Origin of the sequence: Pedobacter miscanthi, assembly GCF_032678605.1 — a bacterium.
Lineage (GTDB): Bacteria > Bacteroidota > Bacteroidia > Sphingobacteriales > Sphingobacteriaceae > Pedobacter > Pedobacter miscanthi_A.
In genome coordinates, this window is sequence record NZ_JAVTSU010000006.1 from 242757 (window position 1) to 266838 (window position 24082).

The 24082-nt window shown below is 38.2% G+C and carries 19 protein-coding genes; 14 read left to right on the forward strand and 5 right to left on the reverse strand.

Features of this window, described 5'->3' with window-relative positions:
- Positions 1-28: 28 nt before the first annotated feature.
- Together R2R28_RS11510 and pgi are read right to left on the reverse strand one after the other, a co-directional pair.
- The gene (locus tag R2R28_RS11510; protein WP_316825829.1) at positions 29-1342 is read right to left on the reverse strand and encodes a pitrilysin family protein; all 1314 of its coding nucleotides are present in this window, start codon (positions 1340-1342) and stop codon (positions 29-31) included.
- A 176-nt stretch (positions 1343-1518) separates the two neighbouring features.
- Positions 1519-3165 (reverse strand): glucose-6-phosphate isomerase, encoded by a 1647-nt coding sequence (pgi, locus tag R2R28_RS11515; protein ID WP_316825830.1) that lies wholly within the window; start codon positions 3163-3165, stop codon positions 1519-1521.
- 158 nt (positions 3166-3323) lie between these two features.
- On the opposite strand from pgi, the gene R2R28_RS11520 reads away from it, so the two are divergent.
- From R2R28_RS11520 to R2R28_RS11540, 5 genes are all read left to right on the forward strand, one after another.
- Positions 3324-3833, forward strand: coding sequence for a hypothetical protein (locus R2R28_RS11520; RefSeq protein WP_316825831.1), 510 nt, complete (start codon positions 3324-3326; stop codon positions 3831-3833).
- Between the two features lie 280 nt (positions 3834-4113).
- Positions 4114-5418, forward strand: coding sequence for an amidohydrolase (locus R2R28_RS11525; protein ID WP_316825832.1), 1305 nt, complete (start codon positions 4114-4116; stop codon positions 5416-5418).
- A gap of 166 nt (positions 5419-5584) precedes the next feature.
- A protein-coding gene (gene prfB / locus R2R28_RS11530) for a peptide chain release factor 2 (protein ID WP_316825833.1) occupies positions 5585-6659 on the forward strand; the annotation gives its coding sequence in 2 pieces (ribosomal slippage) (positions 5585-5644 and positions 5646-6659; 1074 coding nt in all).
- Positions 6660-6669: 10 nt separating this feature from the next.
- Complete coding sequence (locus R2R28_RS11535; protein ID WP_316825836.1) at positions 6670-7584, forward strand: alpha/beta hydrolase; 915 nt, start codon at positions 6670-6672, stop codon at positions 7582-7584.
- 40 nt (positions 7585-7624) lie between these two features.
- Entirely contained in the window at positions 7625-8467 is an 843-nt protein-coding gene (locus R2R28_RS11540) for a DUF4595 domain-containing protein (RefSeq protein ID WP_316825837.1), read from the forward strand.
- Between the two features lie 74 nt (positions 8468-8541).
- Here R2R28_RS11540 and R2R28_RS11545 read toward each other — a convergent pair whose 3' ends face one another.
- Both R2R28_RS11545 and R2R28_RS11550 read right to left on the reverse strand, forming a co-directional pair.
- Positions 8542-9663 carry a glycoside hydrolase family 18 protein gene (locus R2R28_RS11545; RefSeq protein WP_316825838.1) on the reverse strand — a complete coding sequence of 374 codons (1122 nt, stop codon included), beginning with the start codon at positions 9661-9663 and terminating at the stop codon, positions 8542-8544.
- Positions 9664-9672: 9 nt separating this feature from the next.
- Positions 9673-10542, reverse strand: coding sequence for a transglutaminase-like domain-containing protein (locus R2R28_RS11550; RefSeq protein WP_316825839.1), 870 nt, complete (start codon positions 10540-10542; stop codon positions 9673-9675).
- A gap of 44 nt (positions 10543-10586) precedes the next feature.
- On the opposite strand from R2R28_RS11550, the gene R2R28_RS11555 reads away from it, so the two are divergent.
- The 8 genes from R2R28_RS11555 (at position 10587) to R2R28_RS11590 (ending at position 20363) form a co-directional block, all read left to right on the forward strand.
- Positions 10587-11369 carry a class I SAM-dependent methyltransferase gene (locus R2R28_RS11555; RefSeq protein WP_316825840.1) on the forward strand — a complete coding sequence of 261 codons (783 nt, stop codon included), beginning with the start codon at positions 10587-10589 and terminating at the stop codon, positions 11367-11369.
- 4 nt (positions 11370-11373) lie between these two features.
- Complete coding sequence (locus tag R2R28_RS11560) at positions 11374-12045, forward strand: DUF1345 domain-containing protein (protein WP_316825841.1); 672 nt, start codon at positions 11374-11376, stop codon at positions 12043-12045.
- 675 nt (positions 12046-12720) lie between these two features.
- Positions 12721-13089, forward strand: coding sequence for a BlaI/MecI/CopY family transcriptional regulator (locus R2R28_RS11565; protein ID WP_316825842.1), 369 nt, complete (start codon positions 12721-12723; stop codon positions 13087-13089).
- Entirely contained in the window at positions 13086-14639 is a 1554-nt protein-coding gene (locus tag R2R28_RS11570) for a M56/M15 family metallopeptidase (protein WP_316825843.1), read from the forward strand. The genes R2R28_RS11565 and R2R28_RS11570 overlap by 4 nt, the downstream gene beginning before the upstream one ends.
- 12 nt (positions 14640-14651) lie before the next feature.
- Positions 14652-16874 carry a M56 family metallopeptidase gene (locus R2R28_RS11575; RefSeq protein WP_316825844.1) on the forward strand — a complete coding sequence of 741 codons (2223 nt, stop codon included), beginning with the start codon at positions 14652-14654 and terminating at the stop codon, positions 16872-16874.
- Positions 16874-19249 carry an outer membrane beta-barrel family protein gene (locus tag R2R28_RS11580; RefSeq protein WP_316825845.1) on the forward strand — a complete coding sequence of 792 codons (2376 nt, stop codon included), beginning with the start codon at positions 16874-16876 and terminating at the stop codon, positions 19247-19249. The genes R2R28_RS11575 and R2R28_RS11580 overlap by 1 nt, the downstream gene beginning before the upstream one ends.
- A gap of 229 nt (positions 19250-19478) precedes the next feature.
- Entirely contained in the window at positions 19479-19841 is a 363-nt protein-coding gene (locus tag R2R28_RS11585) for a hypothetical protein (protein ID WP_316825846.1), read from the forward strand.
- Positions 19842-20027: 186 nt separating this feature from the next.
- Positions 20028-20363, forward strand: coding sequence for a hypothetical protein (locus tag R2R28_RS11590; protein ID WP_316825847.1), 336 nt, complete (start codon positions 20028-20030; stop codon positions 20361-20363).
- A gap of 310 nt (positions 20364-20673) precedes the next feature.
- On the opposite strand, the gene R2R28_RS11595 is transcribed toward R2R28_RS11590, so the two are convergent.
- Positions 20674-21804, reverse strand: a complete 1131-nt coding sequence (locus tag R2R28_RS11595) for a BamA/TamA family outer membrane protein (protein WP_316825848.1) — start codon at positions 21802-21804, stop codon at positions 20674-20676.
- Positions 21805-22942: 1138 nt separating this feature from the next.
- On the opposite strand from R2R28_RS11595, the gene R2R28_RS11600 reads away from it, so the two are divergent.
- Positions 22943-23923, forward strand: coding sequence for a deoxyhypusine synthase family protein (locus R2R28_RS11600; protein ID WP_055903284.1), 981 nt, complete (start codon positions 22943-22945; stop codon positions 23921-23923).
- Positions 23924-24082 lie beyond the last annotated feature (159 nt).

Here is a 24082-nt window from a genome sequence, read left to right on the forward strand (position 1 = left end):
TAATAATTAAAATGAAAAAGCGGTCAGCTTATTTTTTAGGTAAGTAATACAATACAACTCTTTGGTTTTTGTTCAGGTATTTTTTTGCAACATCCCTGATCTCTTCGCGGGTAATGGTTCTGATTACCTCTAACTCCTTATTAATGTCGTTTGTATCCTTATCGTGGAAAGTATAACCATCAGCCAGGTTTTCTGCAACGCCAAGCATTTTACTGTTTGCGCTTACATAATTGTTTTCAAACTTGTTCTGCAATTTTTTATAGTCGGCTTCACTGATCAAATCGGTTTGAAGACGCAAAACTTCTTCATCAATATCTTTTAACAGATCGTTAAGTGGCGTGTTTTTATTGGGTAAGGCAAGGGTAATGTAAGCACCATAATCTTCTAATGAATAGTTAAAAGCTGCAACCTGTAATGCCGTTTTTTTCTGGTCAACCATTTTAGTACTTAATCTCGAGCTTCCACCTTCCGATAGGATAGAACTGATCATGCCTAAAACCTTACTTTCTCTGGTTTTCATACCAGGTACACGGTAAGCTGCAAAAATTGCCGGTATCTGAATGTTGGCATCATAAGCGGTATCAATAATTTCTTTGGTAATCTCGGGTAATTTATACTCCTTACGTACAATTGGTTCGCCTTTAGGTACTTCTGCAAAGTAAGATTTTACCAGGGCTTTGGTTTTATCAACGTCTAAATCGCCGGCAATGGTTAAAACAGCATTGTTAGGCACATAATACTTTTTAAAGAAAGCAATAAACTCGCCTAGCTTTGCCGCATCTAAATGTTCCATCGAACCGATCGGCTGCCAGCGGTAGGGGTGGCCATCAAATAAATGCGAAAAGATTTTTTCAGTAAATTTTCCGTAAGGTGCATTATCGATACGTAAACGTTTTTCTTCTTTTACTACTTCATTCTGGGTTTTTACCCCAACTTCGTTTATTACCGGATGCAACATCCTTTCGCTTTCCAGCCATAAGCCCAGTTCTAATTGGTTTGAAGGGAATACTTCGTAATAAAAAGTGCGGTCTTGTGAGGTATTGGCATTGTTCTGGCCGCCATTACTGCTTACCAGTTTCATAAATTCGCCACGTTTAATATTGTCCGAGCCCTCGAACAGTAAATGTTCAAAAAAGTGTGCGAAACCGGTACGTTGGGTTTCTTCGTCTTTTGAGCCAACATGGTACATTACCGAAACGGCAACCACAGGAGCAGTTTTATCCTGATGTAAAATTACGTGCAGGCCATTGTCGAGGTCGAATTCTGTAAACTGCACCTTCTGCGCAAAAGCAGTTAAGCACAGGCACGAAATTGCCAAAGCAGAAAAAAATCTTTTTTTCATTAGTAGTTGTTTTAATGGTTAGAATAAACGGAGGCGTAGGCCACCCATCAATCTTTTAATAAGTTAATTTGGTGTAATCACGATTGTGAAACAAAAATAAGGATGGCCTAAAATATGGATTTAAACAAAAAAAGCGGATATAAAATCCGCTTTTTTAAAGAATATTCTCAAAATAGTTATCTCCAGGCTTTATATTGGTTGATTAAGCCATTTGTTGAGCTGTCATGACTTGAAACTTTCTCGCTTCCCGACAATTCCGGAAGAATCTTTTTGGCCAGTTGTTTGCCCAGTTCTACACCCCATTGGTCGAAGCTGAAAATGTTCCAGATTACACCCTGAACAAATATTTTATGCTCGTACATGGCTACTAAACTGCCTAAAGTATAAGGGGTTACTTTTTTTAATAAAATAGAGTTTGTAGGGCGGTTACCTTCAAATACTTTAAATGGTGCGATTTTTTTAATTTCTGCATCCGTTTTACCTTCTTTTTTTAATTCGGCGGTAACTTCCTCTTCGGTTTTACCATTCATTAAAGCTTCGGTTTGCGCGAAGAAGTTAGATAGTAAAATTGGATGGTGATCGCCCAACGGATTTAAGCTTTGTGCAGGCGCAATAAAATCTGCAGGAATAATTCTTGTTCCCTGGTGGATCAACTGATAAAAGGCATGCTGTCCATTTGTGCCCGGCTCGCCCCAGATAATTGGTCCGGTTTCGTAATCAACTTCATTCCCGTTCCTGTCTACATGTTTACCGTTACTTTCCATGTCTCCTTGTTGGAAATAGGCAGCAAAACGGTGCATGTATTGATCGTATGGTAAAATAACTTGTGTTTCTGCATTATAAAAGTTGATGTACCAAACGCCTAACAAACCTAAAATTACAGGTAAATTGCTTTCAAACTCAGCGGTTTTAAAGTGGTTATCGGTTGCATGTGCACCGGCCAGTAATTGTTTAAAGTTATCGAAACCAATACTTAACGAGATGGATAAACCAATGGCGCTCCATAATGAATAACGGCCACCTACCCAATCCCAAAATTCGAACATGTTTTCGGTATCGATGCCAAAGGCAGAAACATCTTTTGCATTGGTAGATAGTGCTGCAAAGTGTTTGGCAATATCATCTTCTTTACCGCCTTTTTCTAAAAACCAGGTACGTGCAGAGTGTGCATTCGTCATGGTTTCCTGTGTGGTAAAGGTTTTCGAAGCCACTAAAAACAAAGTGGTTTCGGCATTTAAATCCGCTAAAGTTTCAGCAATGTGTGTACCATCAATGTTAGAAACAAAGTGGATATTTAAATGATTTTTATAATGTTTTAATGCTTCAGTAACCATAACCGGTCCTAAATCAGAACCACCGATACCAATGTTTACAATGTCTGTAATAGTTTTACCGGTATAACCTTTCCATTCGCCGCTGATGATGCTGTTGCTAAATTTTTCCATTTTAGCCAACACTGCATTAACTTCGGGCATCACATCTTTACCATCAACCAAAATTGGCGAATTACTTAAATTACGTAATGCAATATGAAGTACCGAACGGTCTTCCGTTTCGTTGATCCTATCACCATTGTACATCGATTTTATGGCCTCATCCAATTTACACTCGCGTGCCAGCTGGATCAGCAAAGCCAAAGTTTCGTCACTGATTCGGTTTTTACTGTAATCTAATAAGATATCTTCAAAAAAAACAGAAAACTTATTGAAACGATCTGCATCTTCAGCAAAAAGATCTTTAATGCTTTTTTGATTAATATCTATAAAATGATCGGCTAAATATTTGTAGGCCTCAGTTTCTGTGAAATTTACTTTAGGTAACATAATCTTTGTTTTTTTGTAAAAGTAATAAAGCAAAAATTTAAAACGGTCTTTTTAATGTTCAAAATCGTTAAGAATTTTTAATGTCGATTAAACATACTACCTTTAAAACAACATCCCTGTTAGTTCATTAATTATTTTAATCTTTTAATTCTACACTTATGTTAGAAAATTTAAATGAAATGGTGCGTGAAAACGTGCAGGAAAGTGTTGTAAACAATGCCGAAATTCCAAACGAACACAATGAAGCAGTTATTCAGGCTGCATCAGGATCTATTTTCGATAGCCTGAAAGATCAGTTATCATCTGGTAATATTGGCGCCTTAACTGATGTTTTTAACGGAAACCAGGTAGAAGGCTCTCAGGTTGCAGCGCAAGCCTCAGGAAGTTTTATGGATAAATTAAGTGGCCTGGGTATTAATGCCAACACGGCCAAATCTTTAGCAGCGAGTATTATTCCAGGCTTGATTGCAAAATTTACTCAAAAAACAAACGATCCGAACGACAGCTCTTTTAACCTTAAAGATGTTTTGGGCAGCCTGGGTGGTAATGATGGTAAGTTTGATGTAAGCGATGTAATCGGCATGTTTAATGGTGGCGGACAGGCACAACAGCCGGGACAAACCAATGAAGGCGGTATTATGGATAAGTTGAAAGGGATGTTTGGGTAAAACCTTTCCCGTAAAAATAAAATGCAGATTAAGCCGTAATGGATAGCTTTAATCCAAATCTATTTAAATCAGCATTATTTATCCTTTTAAATCTGCGGGAACAACTGCATCTTGTTTCCCGCAGATTGTGCAGAAAAGAGGCACAAATTTAAGTTGATTTAGTTTTACATATTTCTCAGGCTGAGCGGAGTCGAAGACCTAAAAGTTCGCTCGCTATAAGCTAATTCCATCTCTCCTTAAAATTGTTTAGCTTAGAACACCTAAACTAAACCATTATTTTATGAAGAAAATATTCCTGATTGGTTTTTCCCTGCTGGGATTAAATGCTTTTGCCCAAAAATCAGATTTAAGACCATTGATTTCTAAAAAAGCCGATGCCATCGAACAAAAAGTAATCACCTGGAGACGCGATTTTCATGAACACCCCGAACTGGGTAATACGGAAGTAAGAACAGCCGGTATCATTGCAAAACACCTCCAATCGTTAGGCATAAAAGTAACCACAGGTGTAGCCAAAACAGGCGTAGTAGGAATTTTAAAAGGCGGTAAACCTGGTCCGGTGGTGGCGTTACGTGCCGATATGGATGGCTTACCTGTTACTGAAAGGGTAGATGTTCCATTTGCCTCAAAAGTAAAAACGCAGTACAATGGACAGGAAGTTGGCGTAATGCATGCCTGCGGACACGATAGCCATGTGGCCATTTTAATGGGCGTTGCAGAGGTATTGGCTTCCATGCAAAAGGATATCCAGGGAACGGTGAAATTTATATTCCAACCCGCAGAAGAAGGTGTACCGGCCGGAGATGAAGGCGGTGCGGCTTTAATGATTAAAGAAGGAGTGCTTGAGAATCCTAAAGTTGACGTAATTTTCGGTTTACATATCAATTCCCAAACCGAAGTTGGTGAGGTAACTTACCGCCCGGGCGGAACCATGGCTGCGGTAAACGATATGAAAATCACGGTTACTGGCAGGCAGGCACATGGCGCTTACCCATGGAGCAGCATCGATCCGGTTGTGGTTTCGGCACAGATTATCAATAGCCTGCAATCCATAGTAAGTAGGAATTTAAATGTGACCGAAAACCCTGGTGTAGTTACCATTGGTGCTATTAAAGGTGGGGTACGCTCAAACATTATCCCTGAAAAGGTAGAAATGTTAGGTACCGTGCGTAATTTCAGTAAAGAAGACGAAGCCATGTTTATCGAGCGCATTAAAACCATTGTAACCAAAACTGCTGAAGCTGGTGGCGCTACGGCCGAAGTTAAAATTCCGTATAGTAACCATTATCCCGTTACCTTTAATAATGTGGCCTTAACAGAAAAGATGCTGCCAAGCATGCAGTTAACAGCAGGTACCGATCATGTGAAATTAAAACCACCAGTTACAGGAGCAGAAGATTTCTCTTTCTTTCAGGAAAAAGTACCCGGTTTATTTGTGTTTTTAGGTGGAATGCCGAAGGGAAAAGATCCATTAAAAGCGCCATCGCACCACACACCAGATTTTTATCTTGATGAAAGCGGTTTTGTATTGGGCGTTAAATTGCTTTCTAATCTTACCTTAGATTATATGTCGATGAAAAAATAGAACGGTTCATTAGTTCATTTGTCATTGTTTCATTTGTCGTGATGCTTAAAGCAAAACCGGTTTTCTTCTTTAATAAAACCGATTGATCAGCTGCAACTGGTCAGTTTTAAAGTAAAAACGCTTGCCGCTATGCGCTATGCTCAAAGCGATTTTATATATTTGTTGCATGACCAAAGAACAAATTCAGGATTTAAGGGACAGAGTAACGTCGCTGAGGAGGTATCTTTGACGTTGATGAGCTACTTTACGCCATTCGCGAAGAAGAAAAATTAACAATGGCGCCCGATTTCTGGGACGATCCAAAAAAAGCAGAAAAAATTCTTTCAGAAATTAGTTCAAAGAAAAAATGGACTGATGGCTTTAACCAGACCAATAACGCAGTTGAAGATACTGCCGTAATGTTTGAGTTTTTCCAATCTGGCGATGCCTCTGAAGCAGAATTGAAAGACCAGTTCGAAATCGGTAAAACCGCTGTAGAAGAACTGGAACTTAAAAATATGCTGCGGAGCAAAGAGGACCAGCTTTCGGCTGTATTACAGATTACTGCTGGTGCCGGTGGAACGGAAAGCTGCGATTGGGCCTATATGCTGATGCGCATGTATATGATGTGGGGTGAGAAAAACGGCTATAAAATTACCGAACAGGATAGCCAGGAAGGGGAGGTTGCAGGTATAAAATCGGTAACACTTCAATTTGACGGTGATTTTTCTTACGGTTATCTTAAAGGAGAAAATGGTGTACACCGTTTAGTGCGGATTTCTCCATTCGATTCGAACGCCCGCAGGCATACTTCTTTTGCGTCAGTGTATGTATATCCATTGGTTGATGATACCATAGAGATTGATATTAATCCGGCAGATATAGAGTTCGAAACTTTTAGGGCCGGTGGTGCCGGTGGGCAGAATGTAAACAAGGTAGAAACTGCTGTTCGTTTATACCACAAACCATCGGGCATTATTATCAAAAACCAGGAGTCGAGATCGCAGTTGCAGAATAAAGAGAATGCCATCCGGTTACTGAAATCGCAGTTATTCGAAATTGAAGAACGCAAACGCAGCGAGGCAACGGCATTGATAGAAGGATCAAAGAAGAAAATAGAATGGGGTTCGCAAATCAGGAGTTATGTACTTGATGACAGGCGGGTGAAAGATCACCGTACCAATTATCAAACTTCGAACCCAGATGCGGTTTTAAATGGAGATATTAACGATTTTTTAAAAGCATATTTAATGGAATTTTAATCTAAAATAAATGGCAAAATCATCCATCCTTATCTTGTTATTGTTTATGGCAATTAACTATTCGAATGCCCAGGAAATTGTACCCTTGTACTCAGGCGAAATTCCTGGCGCTAAAACTACACCTGCAGATTATGTAGAAAATACCGAAGTACGCTCAAATGGTACATTAAGCGTTACCAAAGTATCGGTACCTACATTTACGGTTTTCGAAGCACCAAAAAATATTGCTACAGGAACAGCTGTAATCATTTGTCCGGGTGGAGGTTATAGTGGCCTGGCTTTTAGTCACGAAGGAACCGATGTTGCCAAAAGGTTTAATGCCATTGGTATTACCGCTTTTGTATTGAAATACCGCTTACCAAGCGATGCAATTATGGTAGATAAAACCTATGGCCCCTTACAGGATGCACAACAAGCCATTTACCTGATTAGAAAAAACGCTAAAAAATATCACGTCAAAACCAATAAAATCGGGATTTTGGGTTTCTCTGCAGGGGGGCATTTCGCCTCAACCCTGATCACACATTATAACGACCTGAAAATTACTGATCCCGAAAAAATAGATTTAAAACCAAATTTTGGAGCGCTAATTTATCCTGTAATCAGCTTTGAACAGTCGGTACATACCGGTACAATGAAAAATTTATTAGGGCCAAACCCTCCTGATAGTTTGAAACATTATTTTTCGGCCAATAAAAATGTAACCAAAAAAACACCGCTAACTTTTCTGGTACACGCTAAGGATGATCAAACCGTACCTTACGAAAACAGTATTTTAATGCATGAAGCATTAAAAAAGCATGGCGTAGATACCGACATCTATCTTTATGAAAAAGGTGGTCATGGTTTTGGCTTAATTAATAAAACATCAGATGTAGATTGGTTTAACTTGCTGGCTGACTGGTTGAAAAAAGAGAAATTTTAATATCTTTGCTGATATTTTAACCTCTTAACCAAACATCTCAATGCAAAAAACAATTAAGTTTGTTATGGTCGCTTTTGTAGCCGTCATAGCAATAGCCGGTTGTAAAAAAGAAATTAATTATAACGAACAGCTTCTTGCTAAAGGCAATGGTTGTAAACTCACGAGTTTAAAAGCCGACCTTGATCTTTTAGGCAGTTATAGTTATACCATAAATTTTTCTTATGATGCGCAAGGTAGGATTTCGAAAGCAACTACTGGTGCCGAAACCAACACATATACTTATACCGCCAATAAAATTACCGCCGTTGATGAAATTGGTAATATGGCCGAAATCATTTTAGAAAATGGGAGGGCAGTATCAAGTGGAAGTGATGGTATAATTACCGTTGGAGGAGTTTCTTATGATTATACCCGAAAATATACGTATAACAGTGATGGTTATCTGGTTCAGGTAAAGAATTATTTAAATAACGATTTAAGTACTACTGATAATTTAACCTATGCAAATGGGAATCTGGTAAAAGCGGTATCTGTTAGTAGCGATCTGCATTATACCGAAACCACTATTTATTCCTATTCTAATGATTTTGCGGTAAATACTTACGAAATCTCCGACCCGCTTTCCTATCATGTTGATTATTTTCCGGGAGGATATTTCGGCAAACAATCTAAAAATGTTTTAATTAAAAGTGTATCAAATACGGTTGATCAGGATGGTAAGCCGTTTAGCGGTGACGTGATCACTTTTACCTCGCAATACGATGCAAAAGGCAATGCAACATCACTTAATTTTTTAGATATATCTACATTTTATCCATCAGGTGGACCTGTCGAAACGCAAACCTATAGCTCAAAATATACATTAGGTTATACCTGTAAATAATCGTCTAAAACATAAAAAAAGAGCCTGACCACACGTTTGATCAGGCTCTTTTTTATAGCGTAAAAGGAAATGTTTTACATTCCTTTTATTGTTTTGTCAATTACATCCAGCAATCCATCCGTATAAGCATCATCCGTCAGTTCCCAGAACATGATGCCGTTTAGTTTCTGGTTAATTACATATTTGGTTTTTAACGAAATGGATTTTGGATCGTCAAAAGTGGCAAGGTATTTTGTTTGCGGGTTATAATAATAGGGTGCCTGGGCAGTTTCATCCCAATAATAGCTATAGCCATTATCGGTTGAAAACTGCTTTTTAAAATTTTTAAAAGAAACCCCGCTAATGAATTTGGTTGGTTGATATAAGCCTTGGTTGGCATCGGTGGTGTTCGCAAAAATGCGTGCATAAAAGGCAGCGCCCAAGGCTATTTTTTGTGCAGGCACACCCAGCTTTATTAAAGCTTTTACACCGTAATCACCCGATAAATCTTGTTCCGAATTAGCATATAAAGGCGAATGATGCCCACTTTTAACGGCATAACCGCTAACCAGATCGTAACTCATTAAATTAACCCTGTTTACCAAAGGCATTACTTTATCCCATTCAAAGCAAGAGTCGATACAATTTTTTGTACCACCGGCCGCAAAGCTGATTTCGGCCTTTTTACCCAGTTTTTTTCGCAGTTCTTTTATCAGTAAGGTGAAATTGTGTTTATCATCCTCTGTATACCGATGTCCGGGATAGCCCATTACTGCCGGATATTCCCAATCCATATCTATACCGTCGGCCTGGAAAAAGTTAAGGATTTCTTTAGTGGTTTTAGCGAAAGTTTTTCTTCCGTTGGCCCTGCTGAAAACTTCCGAACAGGGTGCACAGCCACTCCAGCCTCCCAAGGCAATCATTACCTTTAAATCGGGGTTTCGCTTTTTTAAAGCTACCATTTTGGTAATCAAAGCAGAATCTTTTGCCGATCTGATATTCAAACTATCTCCCTTTAAGTGCCCGAAACTGTAAATTAAATGGCTTAATTTTTCAATGGGAAAGCTATCGATCACCGAATTTTGCCCGGTGTAATATGCGATTACGCTAGGTTTAACTATTTTTTGAGCCTTTAACCGGATAGCCGGAAGCAATAACAAAATAACAGCCGTAATGCGAAACAATACGGTAAGGTAGATAAACTTTCTTTTATGCATCGGGTACGTTTAAGGCTGTTTTTCGGCAATAATATCCTGTAATTCGTTTAATTCTGCCACTTTATCAGTAGCTCCGGCATTTTCATACGCCGAAATCAGGTTTCTGATTACCCTGCGGATAATATCAGTATTGCTGCATGGCCTGTAATATTCAGGCAGGGATTCTAAATTGAGCTGGCGCAGAAACTGGTCTACATCATGCTTGCCGAAAATATTGCCACGGTTAAAGGCGTTGATGTAAAAAAGCACACCGTATTCATTTCCTTCCTGTTTACTATCGTCTATATAACCTAAAATAAAGTGCTGCGGCAAGTTAATGCCATATACAGGGAGATCCAGCTTTTGGGCAAGCGTAGAATAAATAATGGCCAGCGAAATCTGGTTACCCTTTTTACTTTCCAGTACCTGGTTTAAATAAGAATTTTGCGGATCGTGATGGTTTTTAGTGTTCCCTCCAAAGCCATATTGCTGATAAAGCACATGGTTAATCAGTTTCACTTTTTCTACCGAACTCATTTCGTATTGCAAACCAAGCCAGATATCGCGTTTGATTTCTTCGATCTGGTTAATTACCTTCTGTTCATCCAAATCGGGGTATTGATAGCGGTTAATAATTAATGCACCCTGCAATAAATCAAAAGCACCACTTAAATACCATAGGTTTAAATCTTCTTTTACGGTTTTAAACTGGATTTGGTGAACAATATTTTCAATACGTTCCTGCAACAGTCCATCAAATGATTGTTCCCAGGCATTTTCTAAAAAATGAACAACCTCTCCGCCGTATTCCAGCAGTTTTTTCTCTACATGCTGGAACACTTCCTCATCCGGATCATCCAACAATTTTACTAAAGCACTTATCTCTGCGTTATTTTCCATAAAACATACATACGTTTGCGGCGTTTAATTACTTTTGCAATATTATGTTATTTCAATTTATTACAGATTACCTTAAACACCGTTTAACAGCAAAAAGCCGACATGGAACGCATTCGCCATTTGTGTACAAGCTAGCTGATGAGGTAATTTACGATTTTACAGACAAATCTGAATACAAAAACATCGAAGAGCAACGAAAAAAACTTTTTAATGACGATTCGATAATCACCGTTACAGACCTTGGTGCAGGTTCTCACCTGAATAAAAACCGTACAAAAAAGGTAAGCCAGATTGCTAAAAATGCATTGAAAAGTCCGCGACTGGCCCAGTTGATTTACCGTTTGGCAAAAAATAATAACCCTAAAAGTGCGATAGAACTGGGCACTTGTTTAGGGATTACCACAGCCTATCTTGCAAAAACTGATCCTGAAACCGAAATTATTACCATAGAAGGCTGTCCGCAAACTGCCGAAGTAGCCAGAAAGAATTTCGGGGATTTAGATCTTGATAATATCGAACTTCATGTAGGCAATTTCGACCTGATTTTACCAGATATTATTGCCAAACAGCCCAGCTTGGATTTCGTTTATATCGACGGTAACCACCGGAAAGATGCTACGCTGAATTATTTTAAATGGTGCCTGCCAAAAGTTAATGAAAATTCGTTGCTTATTTTTGACGATATTTATTGGAGCCAGGGAATGAAAGAAGCCTGGGAAGAAATTAAAAATCACCCTGAGGTTACGGTTACGGTAGATTTATTCTGGATTGGATTGGTTTATTTTAAAAAAGGCCAGGTAAAAGAACATTTTAAACTTAAGTTTTAAACACATGAAAGTTGAACCGAAATTAGAGGGAATTCAAAAAAGATCGGCATTATTTATTTTGCTGATCAGTCTATTTTCGGGGATTGCTGTTTACCTGGGTTCACTTTTTATCAAAATGAGTGTATTGGCGCATATCATGTTTGGCTGGGATGTATTTTGTTTAATCCTGATCAGTTTGCATTGGTATATGTTTTTTCATACTTCTGCCGCCGAAACCCATCTAAAAGCAAGGATGCAGGATGAAACCCGCGGCGAGATTTTTGCCATTGTGGTGGTTTCTACCTTTGCTGGTTTGCTTGCGGTAGTTTTGTTGCTGATCAATAAAGATATCGAACCACTCGATTTGATTGTGGCCATTGCAGGTATGTTTTTATCCTGGTTTTTAGTCCATACTACCTTTAGCATGCGTTATGCACATCTTTATTATGGCGACGATCAGGATGGGAATACAGATAAAAAAGGCTCAGGCTTGGAGTTTCCAGGTGATGATGAACCCGATTTTATAGATTTTGCCTATTTCTCTTTTGTGCTCGGCATGACTTTTCAGGTTTCTGATGTAGAAATTTCGGATCGGAAAATCAGGAGACTTTCCCTTTTACACAGTCTAATTGCGTTCGTTTTTAATACCGTAATCGTGGCCTTAACCATCAACGCCATAGCAGGTTTAAGCAATTAGATCTATTTTATAAGCGTTCGTCATCTCGACCAGTGTCCAACGAAGCGGAGAGATCTACTCAGGCGTGTTTTTGTCATACTGAACTGAGGGATCTTTAAAACATATTATTCGATAGGCGTGATGCAAAGCGTTACAACAAACACTCAAATGATCCTGGTACCTCGCTGGGAGCAGACCTTTCATGATAAACCTGACAGTAGCGAGCATCCCGATGTAAAATCGGGATAAAGCGAATGGCAGGACTTCAATTGCCAAGCACTACTGCACATTCATTTCCAAAACCAGAGAGGTCGTCCTTTCAGCCATAGTGCAATCCCGAATGTACGGGAGAGAAATCTGTAGCTCATCCTGAGGGATAATTTATGGTATAAAAATCAATATTAGTGACAGCGATATTTTTTAGATACAGGATAAGCTGCGCAAGACCGTCATTGCCAGCTCGACTGGCAATCGTAATGCCTTGGTAGGGTTTGCAATTGCATTAAGATTACCGCCTGCGCGGGAATGACGGACGATTTTTAAATCTGTCATTGATAGCTTAACGAAGGCTCTTTAAATTAAGGTATAATCATTTTATTATATTGATAGTCAATTGTTTAATATTTTAAACTGATTTTTCAGTAATGTAACTTTGTTTTTAGTTGTAAAACTGAAAATTAAGTTATAGATTTGAGTATGGAAGAATTAACCAAAGCAGAAGAACGCATTATGCAGGTTTTATGGAAACTGCAAAAGGCATTTGTAAAAGATATTATCGATGAACTGGACGATGAACCTAAACCTCCGTATAATACCATTTCATCAATTGTTAGGCTTTTGGAGAAGAAAGGTTATGTTAATTATAAAGCTTATGGCAAAACATACGAATACTTTCCGGCCATTAGTAAAGATGAATACGCCAAAACCACTTTTTCAAAACTATTCTCAGGTTATTTTGACAACTCTCCAAGCAGTCTTTTATCCTTCATGGTAAAAGAAGAAAAACTGAGCGAAAAAGATATAGAAGAAATTAAAAAAATCATTAACCAAGATTCTAAGTCATGATTTTAATGTATTTGTTAAAGGTTTCGGCCTGTACGCTGTTGTTTTTTGCCGTTTACCAGCTTTTGCTTGCCAAACTCACGTTTTTTAACCTCAATCGGGCCTATTTATTATTGATGCTGATGGTAAGTTTTACCATTCCCGCCATCACTATCGAAAACCGCCACGAAGTTGCAGTAGTCAATCAGCAAATTCCTGCAAAAATAACTTACAGCAATGATGGTTTTGCAGAACAGGACGGTGTAGAGGGAGCGCAGGCTATTAACAATACCCTAAAATGGGATCAGTTGCTTATTTATGCTTACTGTTTAATTTTAGCCGCACTCGTTTTTAGGATGTTTCTAATGATGGTCCGTATCCGGATGCAGTTGCGTAAACATGGTATTGGGCAAGATGGGCCTGTTATTTTGGTCGACAAGAAATCTGGTATCAAAAACTGTTCTTTTTTTAACCAGATTATTGTGGATGCTTCCTTGCCATTTGATGAAAAAAAGCTGGTAATTAAACACGAATCTGTCCATGTAAAACAACTTCATGCTGTTGATAAACTTCTGGTCAACCTCATTACCGCAATACTTTGGTTCAACCCCGTCATTTATTTCTGGCGAAACGCAATTAACCACAACCACGAGTTTTTGGCCGATCGCGAAACAGCTCAATTTGCTGATAAAAAAGCGTACGCCTCATTGCTTTTAAACCTGGCCATGCCTGCTGAAAATTTTGCAATCAATAGTTTTAGTAAACTTCCATTAAAAAACAGGATTATGATGATGTATAAAGAACCAAATGTAAAGCATCAAAAACTGGTGTATGTGCTCATAATCCCTGTTTTATTGATCTCGTGCATGGCTTTTGTAAACCGGGAAGAAGTTATTGTAGAGAAAAATGTAAATCAAGCTTCGACCGATGTTCTTAAAAAGCCAAACGTTTATACGATGAGTTATTTAAACAGCGGTATAAAAGTTAATCCTAATACAAGTTCAGCCTTTAAAGAAGTAGAACCCGTATTGATTATTGATGCCGGCCATGGCGGAAAAGATGGAACAGTAGCTGCCCTTGATGGACAAAAAGAAAAAGACCTGAACCTAAGGGCGGTAACTATCCTGAAAGAGGAGGCAGCTAAGAGAGGCATAAAGGTAATCCTGACCCGAAATTCCGATCAGTTTATTACCCTTCGAAATCGATTGCCTAAACAGGAAGCCACAGCTTTTATTTCCATTCACCATAATGCAGTGCTTGCAAATACAGTTGCACCTTTTAATGGTATAGAAGTTTATGTTTCGAAACTCAATCCTAATATAGTTGTTGCGGAAGATCTGGGCGCCGGTATTTTAAACAAACTGAAACAGCAAAATGGCTTAGCCGTAAAAGATTCCTTAAAAGATGCAAGTCTTCTCTTGTTGAGAGAATCGAAAGTGCCAGCCATTTTAATTGAAATGGGAAATATTTCGGATGCGAAAACACTTGATTTCATTAATCAGGAAAAAAATATCCGACGGATCAGTAACCTGATTTTAGATGGCTTTGTACAATTTTCAAAACGCGGCTGTTAACTAATTGCAATTATGGAAGCATTAACCTATCTGCTTAAGGTTACCGCCTGTACGGTATTCTTTTTTGGCTTTTACCTGCTGGTTTTAAGAAAACTAACCTTCTTTAAAATCAACCGTTTTTACCTGTTGGTTACACTATTGCTGAGTTTTATTATTCCGGCTTTGCAGTTTGAAGTTAAACGAGAAATTGTGGTAGTAGAGGGAGAAATACTGACCGGTTTGCCTGAAATAAAACCAGCAGCTCAACAGCCGGTTAAGTTTATGCAGCCCATTGTGGTTGAGTACCAGCCAGAGGTAAGCACTAAAATTGACTGGATGACGCTCATGTATGGTGTTTATGGCGTTACAGCTTCATTTTTATTGTTAGCCTGCCTGTGGCGATTGTTCAGGTTGTTAAAATATACAGTTAAGTACACCAAAAACAGTGATGGATTAAAGCTGATTACTAAAAATGAGGGTTTTACCAATTGTTCTTTTTTTAACTATGTTTTTATTGATGAAAGGGCTTTAAGCGATGCCGATTTAATCGTACTGCTCAAACACGAGCAGGTACATGCCAGGCAATACCACTCCATCGATAAAATGATGCTGATGCTTTTTAAATCCATTTTATGGTTTAACCCTATTGTTTACCTGTACGATAAAGCTTTGGAGCAGGTGCACGAATATGAGGCTGATGAAATTACCTCAACCAACTTTGGCAACCAGGCCTATGCCAACCTTTTGTTAAAACTGGCGATTAGTAAAAGCGACATGCCGCTGATCCACAATTTTGTTAAAAGTCCTGTGAAAGCCCGTATTAAAATGTTGTTCCACTCAAAATCTAAAAACATGAAAAAATTAATGTATTTATTGATATTGCCTGTTGCTTTAGGCCTGTTTTGGTTATTTGCCGTGCAGGTGGTTTATGCCAACAAAAGGATTATGTTAAGAGATAAAGCAAATTTGATGCTTAAGGGTGGATCGTTATTGGATGATAGTATTAATGTGGCAAAGGCTTTTAGGAATATATATGCTGTAAATGTTAGAAAAGGAGATGCAATTTTAGGGAAACATATTAAGGTTAAATTTCTTGGCTTCCGAAATTCTGAACTTGGTGTTTTAGCTGATTTTAACTATAGCAAAAAAGTTTATTCGTTTGAAGCCAATACAAATTTAGGAAAACTCTCATCGGTAAAAATTGGAGATAGTTTAAATATTATTGTGAATGGATTTTCATGTCCGGCACCATATCATCAACTGCGGTTAATGGTAAATGAAATCTCAACCATTAATAATCAAATGTTATATAAGTGGTCTGCAAAAAAGCTGCCGTTTTTATATGGACTAAATGGGTTAAGATTTACTTACTCGAAAATAGTTTCAATAGATAAAGATGCTAAATATATCAAAAGAATTACTTTAAACGATAACAATTATACCATCCAGTTTGATGTTTCCCATGAAAACTTTATAAATAAAGAAATAAATATTGGCGATGAAGTGAGTGTAACATTTGTTGGCGAGAAATTGGTGTCCTCAAAAACATATTTTTCAAATCAATTGATGGAGCTACATTCCCGCCAAAATAAATATGCTTTAAAAGCTAAAAAATTTGATGTAAAGTATGATCTAGATCAGGAAAAGGCAGTGATAGATACTTTAAAAACTGTTAAAAGCGGAACGGTAAAAGTCATTTCATACTCTAAAATAAATGGCGATGTGAAAAATAAAATCTCTTACATGGAAAATGCTGTGATGGAACTTCTAAATTATAGGTTAGAGGCTGGGCATATAGAATTTGATCAGGGTAATAATAAAATAATTGCCAAGAATGGCATCCTTAAAAGTTTAGATGGGAAAGCTATAGTAAAATCAACTTTATTCACTTTTGATCTGACCAAGCGAAGTTACAGTGCAGAAAATATTGAAGGTAAATTTGAAGCTAATGTGAGTGATGTGGAGCGCGAGAAGGATTTTTTAGCAAGGCTGAATGATAAAGTAGATTATGTTGCCAAAGATTCGGTTAAAATGAGCAAAGATAGATCTATCATCTCTTTATTTGGAAATGCAAGGTTGTTCTATAATGAGTTTAAGCTATCGGGATCTAAAATTGTTTACAATAAAAAGAGTAATACCGTATTCGTGAACGATGCAACAATGTTATCGGGTGATAATAAAGTTAAGGCAGATAGCTTATCTTTTGATCTGAATACAAAAAAGGCTAAACTATACGGATCCGAGTTAAATCGCTAATGTTTAGATTCCTTTTTTTCCTGATTCCTTTTTTTTCTGTTTTATCTTCGAAAGCGCAGTTTAATCTTTCGGGTAAGGTAACCGGTGAAAGGTCTAAAGTTTTATCTTTTATTACGGTTAAAATTTCCGGGCCTCAAAATAAAGTTTTTTATACCCAAACCGATAGTTTAGGGGCTTACCATTTTAAATTACAAGCGGGCAAATATTCAGTTAACTGTTCTCCGTTCAACTTTAAAGCCCTAAACCTACCATTTACACTAACAATAGATACGGTAATTAATATCCAGCTTCAAGGAGATCAAAATAACCTCGCCGATGTTCAGGTAAGAGCTAAAAAAGCATTCATCGAAAAAAAGATCGATCGTACGGTTTTTAATGTAGAAAATAGCGTTTCAGCAATGGGTACTGATGCCTTGGAACTCCTTTCAAAAGTACCTGGTGTTCGCGTTTTGAATGATCAGGTTTCATTGGTAGGCAAAGGGAGTGTTAATGTGATGATTAATGATAAAGTGGTGCCTTTATCAGCAGATGAACTTTCGAATTATTTAAAATCCATTTCTTCAGAAAATATTGCCAAAGTTGAAGTGATTACAAACCCACCTGCCCAATATGATGCGCAGGGAAATAATGGACTGATTAACATCGTACTTAAAAAAGTGACTTCAGAAGGTTTTAAAGGTTCGGTAAATGCAGCTTTAACCAAAGCAACTTATTTTACCGTAACTGCAGGTGGCAATTTAAGTTACCGGAAAAATAAAATTACGCTTTCATCAAATTTCAACATCAGGAAGGGATCTCTTGTTCCTTTTGAACAGAGTGATGTTTTCTACCCCACACAAACCTGGAACATTGTAAATAAGGATAGGAACTTCAGGACGGTGCCCAGCGGGCAGATAGGGGTTGATTATCAGGCTGCTGAAAATACCTTGTTGGGCCTGTCATATAGCGGTGGATTGACGAATTTCCATTCAGAAGAAAACATTAAAACGAAAGTTTATAATCAAAACAAAGGTTTGGATTCGACATTAAATTCGGATGCAAATGCAAAAATCCAATCTCATTATTATTCTGCGAATATTTATCTAAAACAAACTTTAGATCCGACTGGAAAGCAACTTACCATTAATGGCGATTGGTTTAGGTATGGCGATGATAAAAACAGGTTTTTTAACAACACCAGCTATTTTCAGAATGGAAATGTTATTCCAAGTTCCTTCGCTGAATACTTATCATCCAGTAAACAAAATATTAACTTGTATACTTTAAAAGCTGATGTAGATCTGCCCTATAAAACCTTCAAATTAGCTGTTGGTACAAAACTGAGCTTTATCACCAACCAAAGCGATCTTGCGTTTTATAAATCACGCATTAATACTTATGAAATAGACCCAAGACAGAGCAACCTGTTCAATTACAAGGAAAATACTCAGGCTTTGTATGTTAATTTTAACAAAACCATTAAAAAATGGGATTTCCAGTTGGGATTAAGGGGCGAATACACGCAAATTGATGGAACATCGGTTAATGAGCAGAACAAAAGTGAATATTTCCGCCTTTTCCCAACCCTATATGTAGTTTACCGGGCAAATGATAAAAATACTTTTTCAATAAATTATGGCCGAAGGATTAACCGGCCCGCTTACCGCAAATTAAACCCTTTCCGCTGGTACAGTAACCAATATGCTTATACCGAAGGAAACCCATTTTTACAGCCATCATACCACGATAATGTCGAGATCTCGCATAACTTAAATAATCTCTTCACCACTACATTATCTTTTAGCCATACCACAAACGGCTTTAATGATGTTAATTTTATTGATGCAAATACCAATATCCAGGCGGCTAAGCCGGTTAACTTTATTACAGGATACCATTATCAGTTCAGTAATGCCATTACGCTAAATGTTTTGAAATGGTGGGAGAGTATCAATCAGGCTGATGTTTATTATACCGTATCCCATTCAAGCATTGCGCAAACCCAAAGTAATCTTAAAGGATTTGGCACTTATTTTTCTACTTTAAACCGGTTTGTTTTTAACCCTTCGAAAACCATGTTAGGGGAAGCCAGTTTCTGGTATCAATTCCCCTCGGTTGATGGATTAAACCAGAATAAAAGTCAATATAATCTTGATTTGGGGATTAAAACTTTGTTGCTTAATAAAAAAATACAATTAGCAATTACTGCCAGCGATGTTTTAAAAACTAACCAATACCGTTACAGGAGTTTGATAAACAATATCAGGCAACAATACAATAACTACTACGATAGCAGGCAATTGCGGATTACCTTCCGGTATAATTTTGGCAATGAAAAAATTAAACAACAGGAGCGAAAGTTGGGGAATGAGGAGGAGCGGAGGAGGAATAATTAGGGATGGAAGATGGAAAATGGGTGATGGAAGACGGCAGCGGAGGTTGATTCCGTGCATCCGTGGCATAAAATTATTTGGGCGGATCTGTGGCTAAAGATCCTTCAACTTTGCTCGGGATGGCAAATCTGGTGGGAATGTTGATTGATGAAACATTTTCTCTTTCTAAAATTTTATATAAAAGGTGATGGTTTTTTTATAAACTTAGCATGAGATAAAAGATTAAAACTATATGGAGTATTTTAAGGTAATGGTAACAGGGGCAAGGGAAGGTTTGATCTGGAAGCTTTCAACAGAAACAGAAGTTGCCTCAGATCACTTAGCTTTGCAATACTTATCGAATGAAATAAATATCCCTGAATGGAAAAATAAATATTTAAATCTTTACGAAAAGTGGTTGAAGAATGACGATGGCCGTATTTATCAAATTACCGATCTTGTTAATATGGAAATGATCAATGCATTAGTGGAGGTAAATGCCAAGGTTAGTGATTTTAAACTTTATTATTGGTTTGATGTGGATCGGGATAAACATCCGGATTATATTTGGGAAAAATGTCCATTGTCTAATTCTGATCTAGGCCATTTATCTTGAGATTTTCATGAAAATAACAAGAAAGTTTCTTTGGTGTTTCCACTGGTATTTCCTTAGCTGTTTATCAATATGAATCGTTGTAAGAATTTATTTTACGTTTTGGTAATGATATTAATGTCTTGCTCATCAAAACCTGAGATTTACAGTAGTATATGTGAGAAAGATAAAATATATCAAAAGGTAGAAATGGATAATCTTTTGGTCAATATAGGTGACTATGATGGTAAATATGTAGAGCTTAGGGGCAAATATCGATCGGGATTTGAAGAATCTGCGCTGTATGGAAAAGGATTTTATAGCAATTCCGAAAATGCGTTATGGGTTGAATTTGATGCTTTCATACTAAAATGTCCTCTGATATCCTCTGTAAATAAGACTAATCTTTTTGGCAAAGAAGAAAGTTTCAAAAATATGTTCAATAGAACTGTAATGTTGCATGGAAGAATCGATGCTGAACGTCAAGGGCACCTATCTGGATATAAAGCCACAATAAGGGGTATAACTTTAGTTGTTATTGAGTGAGTAGTGTTATATTTTATAAATACACTGGGCGTTTTAATATCTGTGGTTAAGGATCCTTCGGCAGGCTCAGGATGACAAAGCCAATAGAAAAGTCATCTAGATCCGGTAGCTATGGGATAAAATGTGTTGGTATGGAGAGATTTGTGCTGCAGATTTCTCCACTGCGGACGAAATGACGACCACTCGCAGTTGAGTAGATTTTTCATTCCATCACCCATTTTACATTTTCCATAAAAAAGATCCTTCGACTACGCTCAGGATGACAAAATGAGTGCATCAAACCCATCATCCCTCTTACATCATCCGTCCGTTAAAACGCTTCTGCCAAACTGATGTAAAATCCTGCCTGGCGTTTTTCATTTGGCAGTTTTTCGCCCATTCCATAATCTAATCGAACACTTAAACCTTTGGCCGGGTCGAAAAAGTAGCGGCCGCCAACACCGAAGTTTGGTTTTAGCCCATCCCCGTTAAACTGGCCATTTGCAAATACTTTACCGGTACCTGCGAAAGCTACGATGCCAAAACGGTTCATAAAACGGTAACGGAGTTCAGCCTGTGCGGCCATCAGGTTTTCATCGCGGTAGCGGCCACTGTAATAACCACGCATCATCTGGTCGTTGCCCAATTGTTGCAAAAGGTAAAATGGTGTGCTGTTACTCTGGATGGTGTAAAAAATGCCCTGCACCCCTAATACCACTTTTGGTGCCAGACTAAAAAAACCTCGGAGGTCTAGCTTAATCTGTGAGCCATTAAAACTTTCCCCGCCAAAAAAATCAGGGGCATATTGGTAGGTTGCGCGGCCAAAAAAACCTTTTGTAGGGTAATTGTTGCTGTTCCGGGTATCGTAACTTTGCGATGCGCCGATCCAGGCTACTGAACCACCATCTTTATCTAAAATTAGTGGATTAGTGCTGTAAATGCCTCCAGCTACTTTGTCGATAAAATGGTAATTCTCAAAACCAAGCGAAATACCGGTATAAGCTTTGGGCAAAGTATTCATTTCGGCATCGAAAAGTGTTTTAAACACCCTTTGGTCTAATTTATCTTCATCTGCCTTTTTAGCATTGTTTCCGATACCATAAAAATTAAATGGCTGGTTCTTGAAACGGATATCACCAATAAAATGGTATTTGTTCCCTTTTGTCCACATATCGCCCTTAAGCATAAAATTAGCCGTTTTTTTGGTAGAGTAAGTGGTATTCAATGCGAAATTAGAACTGCGGTTCAGCGTATCTTTCCGGTCGATGTAAAATGAATAAATGGCACCGACACCAAATTCAAAACCGGTTTCCTGACTGTAACCAAAAGCAGGCAACGGTAAAAAGCTGGCTTTACGGGTAGTATCTTTTTCGTTGGAGAGCATCTTCCTGATCAATTTCATCTGTGCAAACGAACTTCCTGAAATGAGCGCAAGTAAAATAATTAGACAATATTTTTTCATTACCGCAAAGAAAAGGAAATTTAGTTATAGTTCATTGGTCAATGGTTCATTAGTACATTAGTCATTCGTTGATTGGTGCCTGCCAACTGCAAAATGTAAAGTTGGTTAATTGTTTAAATTGGTTAACTGGCTCTAGATGCCAAACTCCCAACTCGGATGTTCATTAGTTCAAGAGTCATTCGTTCATTAGTGCCTGCCAATTGCAAACTGTCACAGTATAAGTTTTTGGAAATCAGGTACAGCAGCATTTAGGTTTATACAGTCCCGCCCCCGCTTCTGCTCCAATAAAGAATTAGGAGCATCCCGCTACGGTCGGGTTTAGGTGGCCTGGCCAGCTGTGCTATTTGGGGTTGCAAGAAGCCATATTGATTGTGTTTTATAGCTATGGGCAGGGACAAACTTTAATTATTGTAAGACACAAGCCATCTAAACCGGATTGACGGGGAAAGCCCGCAGGTGAGGTACGAACCGCGGACTTATACCGCAAAGCAGGACTATCTTTAATAAAAGCTACTACCACTGCTTTTCAAATAAAAGATCCTTCGACTCCGCTCAAGATGACAATCCCGAGTGAAATCGGTTAATTGTTTAAATTGGTTAACTGGCTCCAAACTCGGTGGTTCATTTGTTCAATAGCCATTAAATAACTGCGAACAGTATGAGTTTTTGGAAAGCAGGTATAGTATCATTTGTGTTTGTACAGTCCCACCCCCGCTTCTGCTCCAATAAAGAATTAGGAGCATCCCGCTACGGTCGGGTTTAGGTGGCCTGGCCAGCTGTGCTATTTGGGGTTGCAAGAAGCCATATTGATTGTGTTTTATAGCTATGGGTCGGGACAAACTTTAATTATTGTAAGACACAAGCCACCTAAACCGGATTGAAGGGGAAGCCCACAGGTGAGGCACGAACCGCGGACTTATACCGCAAAGCCGGACTAACATTAATAGGGGTTACTACAACTGCTTTTCAAATAAAAGATCCTTCGACTCCGCTCAGGATGACGATCACAGGGGAAATTCACTTTATGATTTAATCGACTTTGGACTAAATTAACGCCATGCTCAAAGCGCTAAACGCTTTTAATGTTTTCACCTTTCGGCCTAAATACCTATTTTTGCGGCAAACAATACAAAACGAAATGAGCAATACAAGAGGACCAATATCTCAGTTTATGGAGCGTAATTACCTCCATTTTAATGCTGCGGCAATGATGGATGCGGCTAAAGGATACGAAACGCATTTAGATGAGGGTGGTAAAATGATGATCACACTTGCCGGTGCAATGAGTACTGCAGAGTTGGGTATTTCGCTTGCAGAGATGATCCGCCAGGATAAAGTGGCCATTATTTCTTGTACTGGTGCCAACCTGGAAGAAGATATTATGAACCTGGTTGCACACTCACATTATAAACGCGTTCCTAATTACCGCGATTTAAGTCCGCAGGATGAGTGGGACCTTTTAGAAAACCATTATAACCGCGTTACCGATACCTGTATCCCAGAGGAAGAAGCTTTCCGCCGTTTGCAAAAACACATCCAAAAAATATGGATGGACGCTGAAGCTGCCGGTGAACGTTATTTCCCGCATGAGTTTATGTACAAAATGCTTTTAAGCGGCGATTTGGAGCAGTACTATGAAATTGATCCAAAAAATTCATGGATGCTTGCTGCGGCTGAAAAGAATTTGCCAATTGTAGTTCCGGGATGGGAAGATTCTACTATGGGTAACATTTTCGCTTCTTATGTAATGAAAAAAGAACTTACTGCAACTACTGTAAAAGGTGGCATTGAATATATGGGCTGGTTAGCCGATTGGTATATTGCAAACAGTGGTGGTAAAGGAATCGGTTTCTTCCAGATTGGTGGCGGTATTGCCGGCGATTTCCCGATCTGCGTAGTACCGATGTTATATCAGGATATGGAAATGGAGAATATTCCGTTCTGGAGTTACTTCTGCCAGATCTCGGATTCGACCACTTCTTATGGCTCATATTCGGGTGCGGTGCCGAACGAAAAAATTACCTGGGGTAAACTGGATATTAATACACCAAAATTTATCGTAGAAAGTGATGCTACAATTGTAGCACCGTTAATGTTTGCCTGGATATTAAAACAATAAACGTAACATTTTAATAAACCAAATTGGTTTCTGGTATGCCCATTTGAGATTTTATATCAAAAATGGGCATTTTTATGCCTTGAATGGCTTGAAACGACATTTGTTTAGAATGATTATAAATTGTATTTCCAGTCACTATTATGTCATGGGATTTATTAA

What these genes read in the sequence shown, in the direction of transcription:
- R2R28_RS11510 (WP_316825829.1), bottom strand. Translation starts at nt 1,342, where the DNA reads ATGAAAAAAAGATTTTTTTCTGCTTTGGCAATTTCGTGCCTGTGCTTA.
- pgi (WP_316825830.1), bottom strand. Translation starts at nt 3,165, where the DNA reads ATGTTACCTAAAGTAAATTTCACAGAAACTGAGGCCTACAAATATTTA.
- R2R28_RS11520 (WP_316825831.1), top strand. Translation starts at nt 3,324, where the DNA reads ATGTTAGAAAATTTAAATGAAATGGTGCGTGAAAACGTGCAGGAAAGT.
- R2R28_RS11525 (WP_316825832.1), top strand. Translation starts at nt 4,114, where the DNA reads ATGAAGAAAATATTCCTGATTGGTTTTTCCCTGCTGGGATTAAATGCT.
- R2R28_RS11535 (WP_316825836.1), top strand. Translation starts at nt 6,670, where the DNA reads ATGGCAAAATCATCCATCCTTATCTTGTTATTGTTTATGGCAATTAAC.
- R2R28_RS11540 (WP_316825837.1), top strand. Translation starts at nt 7,625, where the DNA reads ATGCAAAAAACAATTAAGTTTGTTATGGTCGCTTTTGTAGCCGTCATA.
- R2R28_RS11545 (WP_316825838.1), bottom strand. Translation starts at nt 9,663, where the DNA reads ATGCATAAAAGAAAGTTTATCTACCTTACCGTATTGTTTCGCATTACG.
- R2R28_RS11550 (WP_316825839.1), bottom strand. Translation starts at nt 10,542, where the DNA reads ATGGAAAATAACGCAGAGATAAGTGCTTTAGTAAAATTGTTGGATGAT.
- R2R28_RS11555 (WP_316825840.1), top strand. Translation starts at nt 10,587, where the DNA reads ATGTTATTTCAATTTATTACAGATTACCTTAAACACCGTTTAACAGCA.
- R2R28_RS11560 (WP_316825841.1), top strand. Translation starts at nt 11,374, where the DNA reads ATGAAAGTTGAACCGAAATTAGAGGGAATTCAAAAAAGATCGGCATTA.
- R2R28_RS11565 (WP_316825842.1), top strand. Translation starts at nt 12,721, where the DNA reads ATGGAAGAATTAACCAAAGCAGAAGAACGCATTATGCAGGTTTTATGG.
- R2R28_RS11570 (WP_316825843.1), top strand. Translation starts at nt 13,086, where the DNA reads ATGATTTTAATGTATTTGTTAAAGGTTTCGGCCTGTACGCTGTTGTTT.
- R2R28_RS11575 (WP_316825844.1), top strand. Translation starts at nt 14,652, where the DNA reads ATGGAAGCATTAACCTATCTGCTTAAGGTTACCGCCTGTACGGTATTC.
- R2R28_RS11580 (WP_316825845.1), top strand. Translation starts at nt 16,874, where the DNA reads ATGTTTAGATTCCTTTTTTTCCTGATTCCTTTTTTTTCTGTTTTATCT.
- R2R28_RS11585 (WP_316825846.1), top strand. Translation starts at nt 19,479, where the DNA reads ATGGAGTATTTTAAGGTAATGGTAACAGGGGCAAGGGAAGGTTTGATC.
- R2R28_RS11590 (WP_316825847.1), top strand. Translation starts at nt 20,028, where the DNA reads ATGGATAATCTTTTGGTCAATATAGGTGACTATGATGGTAAATATGTA.
- R2R28_RS11595 (WP_316825848.1), bottom strand. Translation starts at nt 21,804, where the DNA reads ATGAAAAAATATTGTCTAATTATTTTACTTGCGCTCATTTCAGGAAGT.
- R2R28_RS11600 (WP_055903284.1), top strand. Translation starts at nt 22,943, where the DNA reads ATGAGCAATACAAGAGGACCAATATCTCAGTTTATGGAGCGTAATTAC.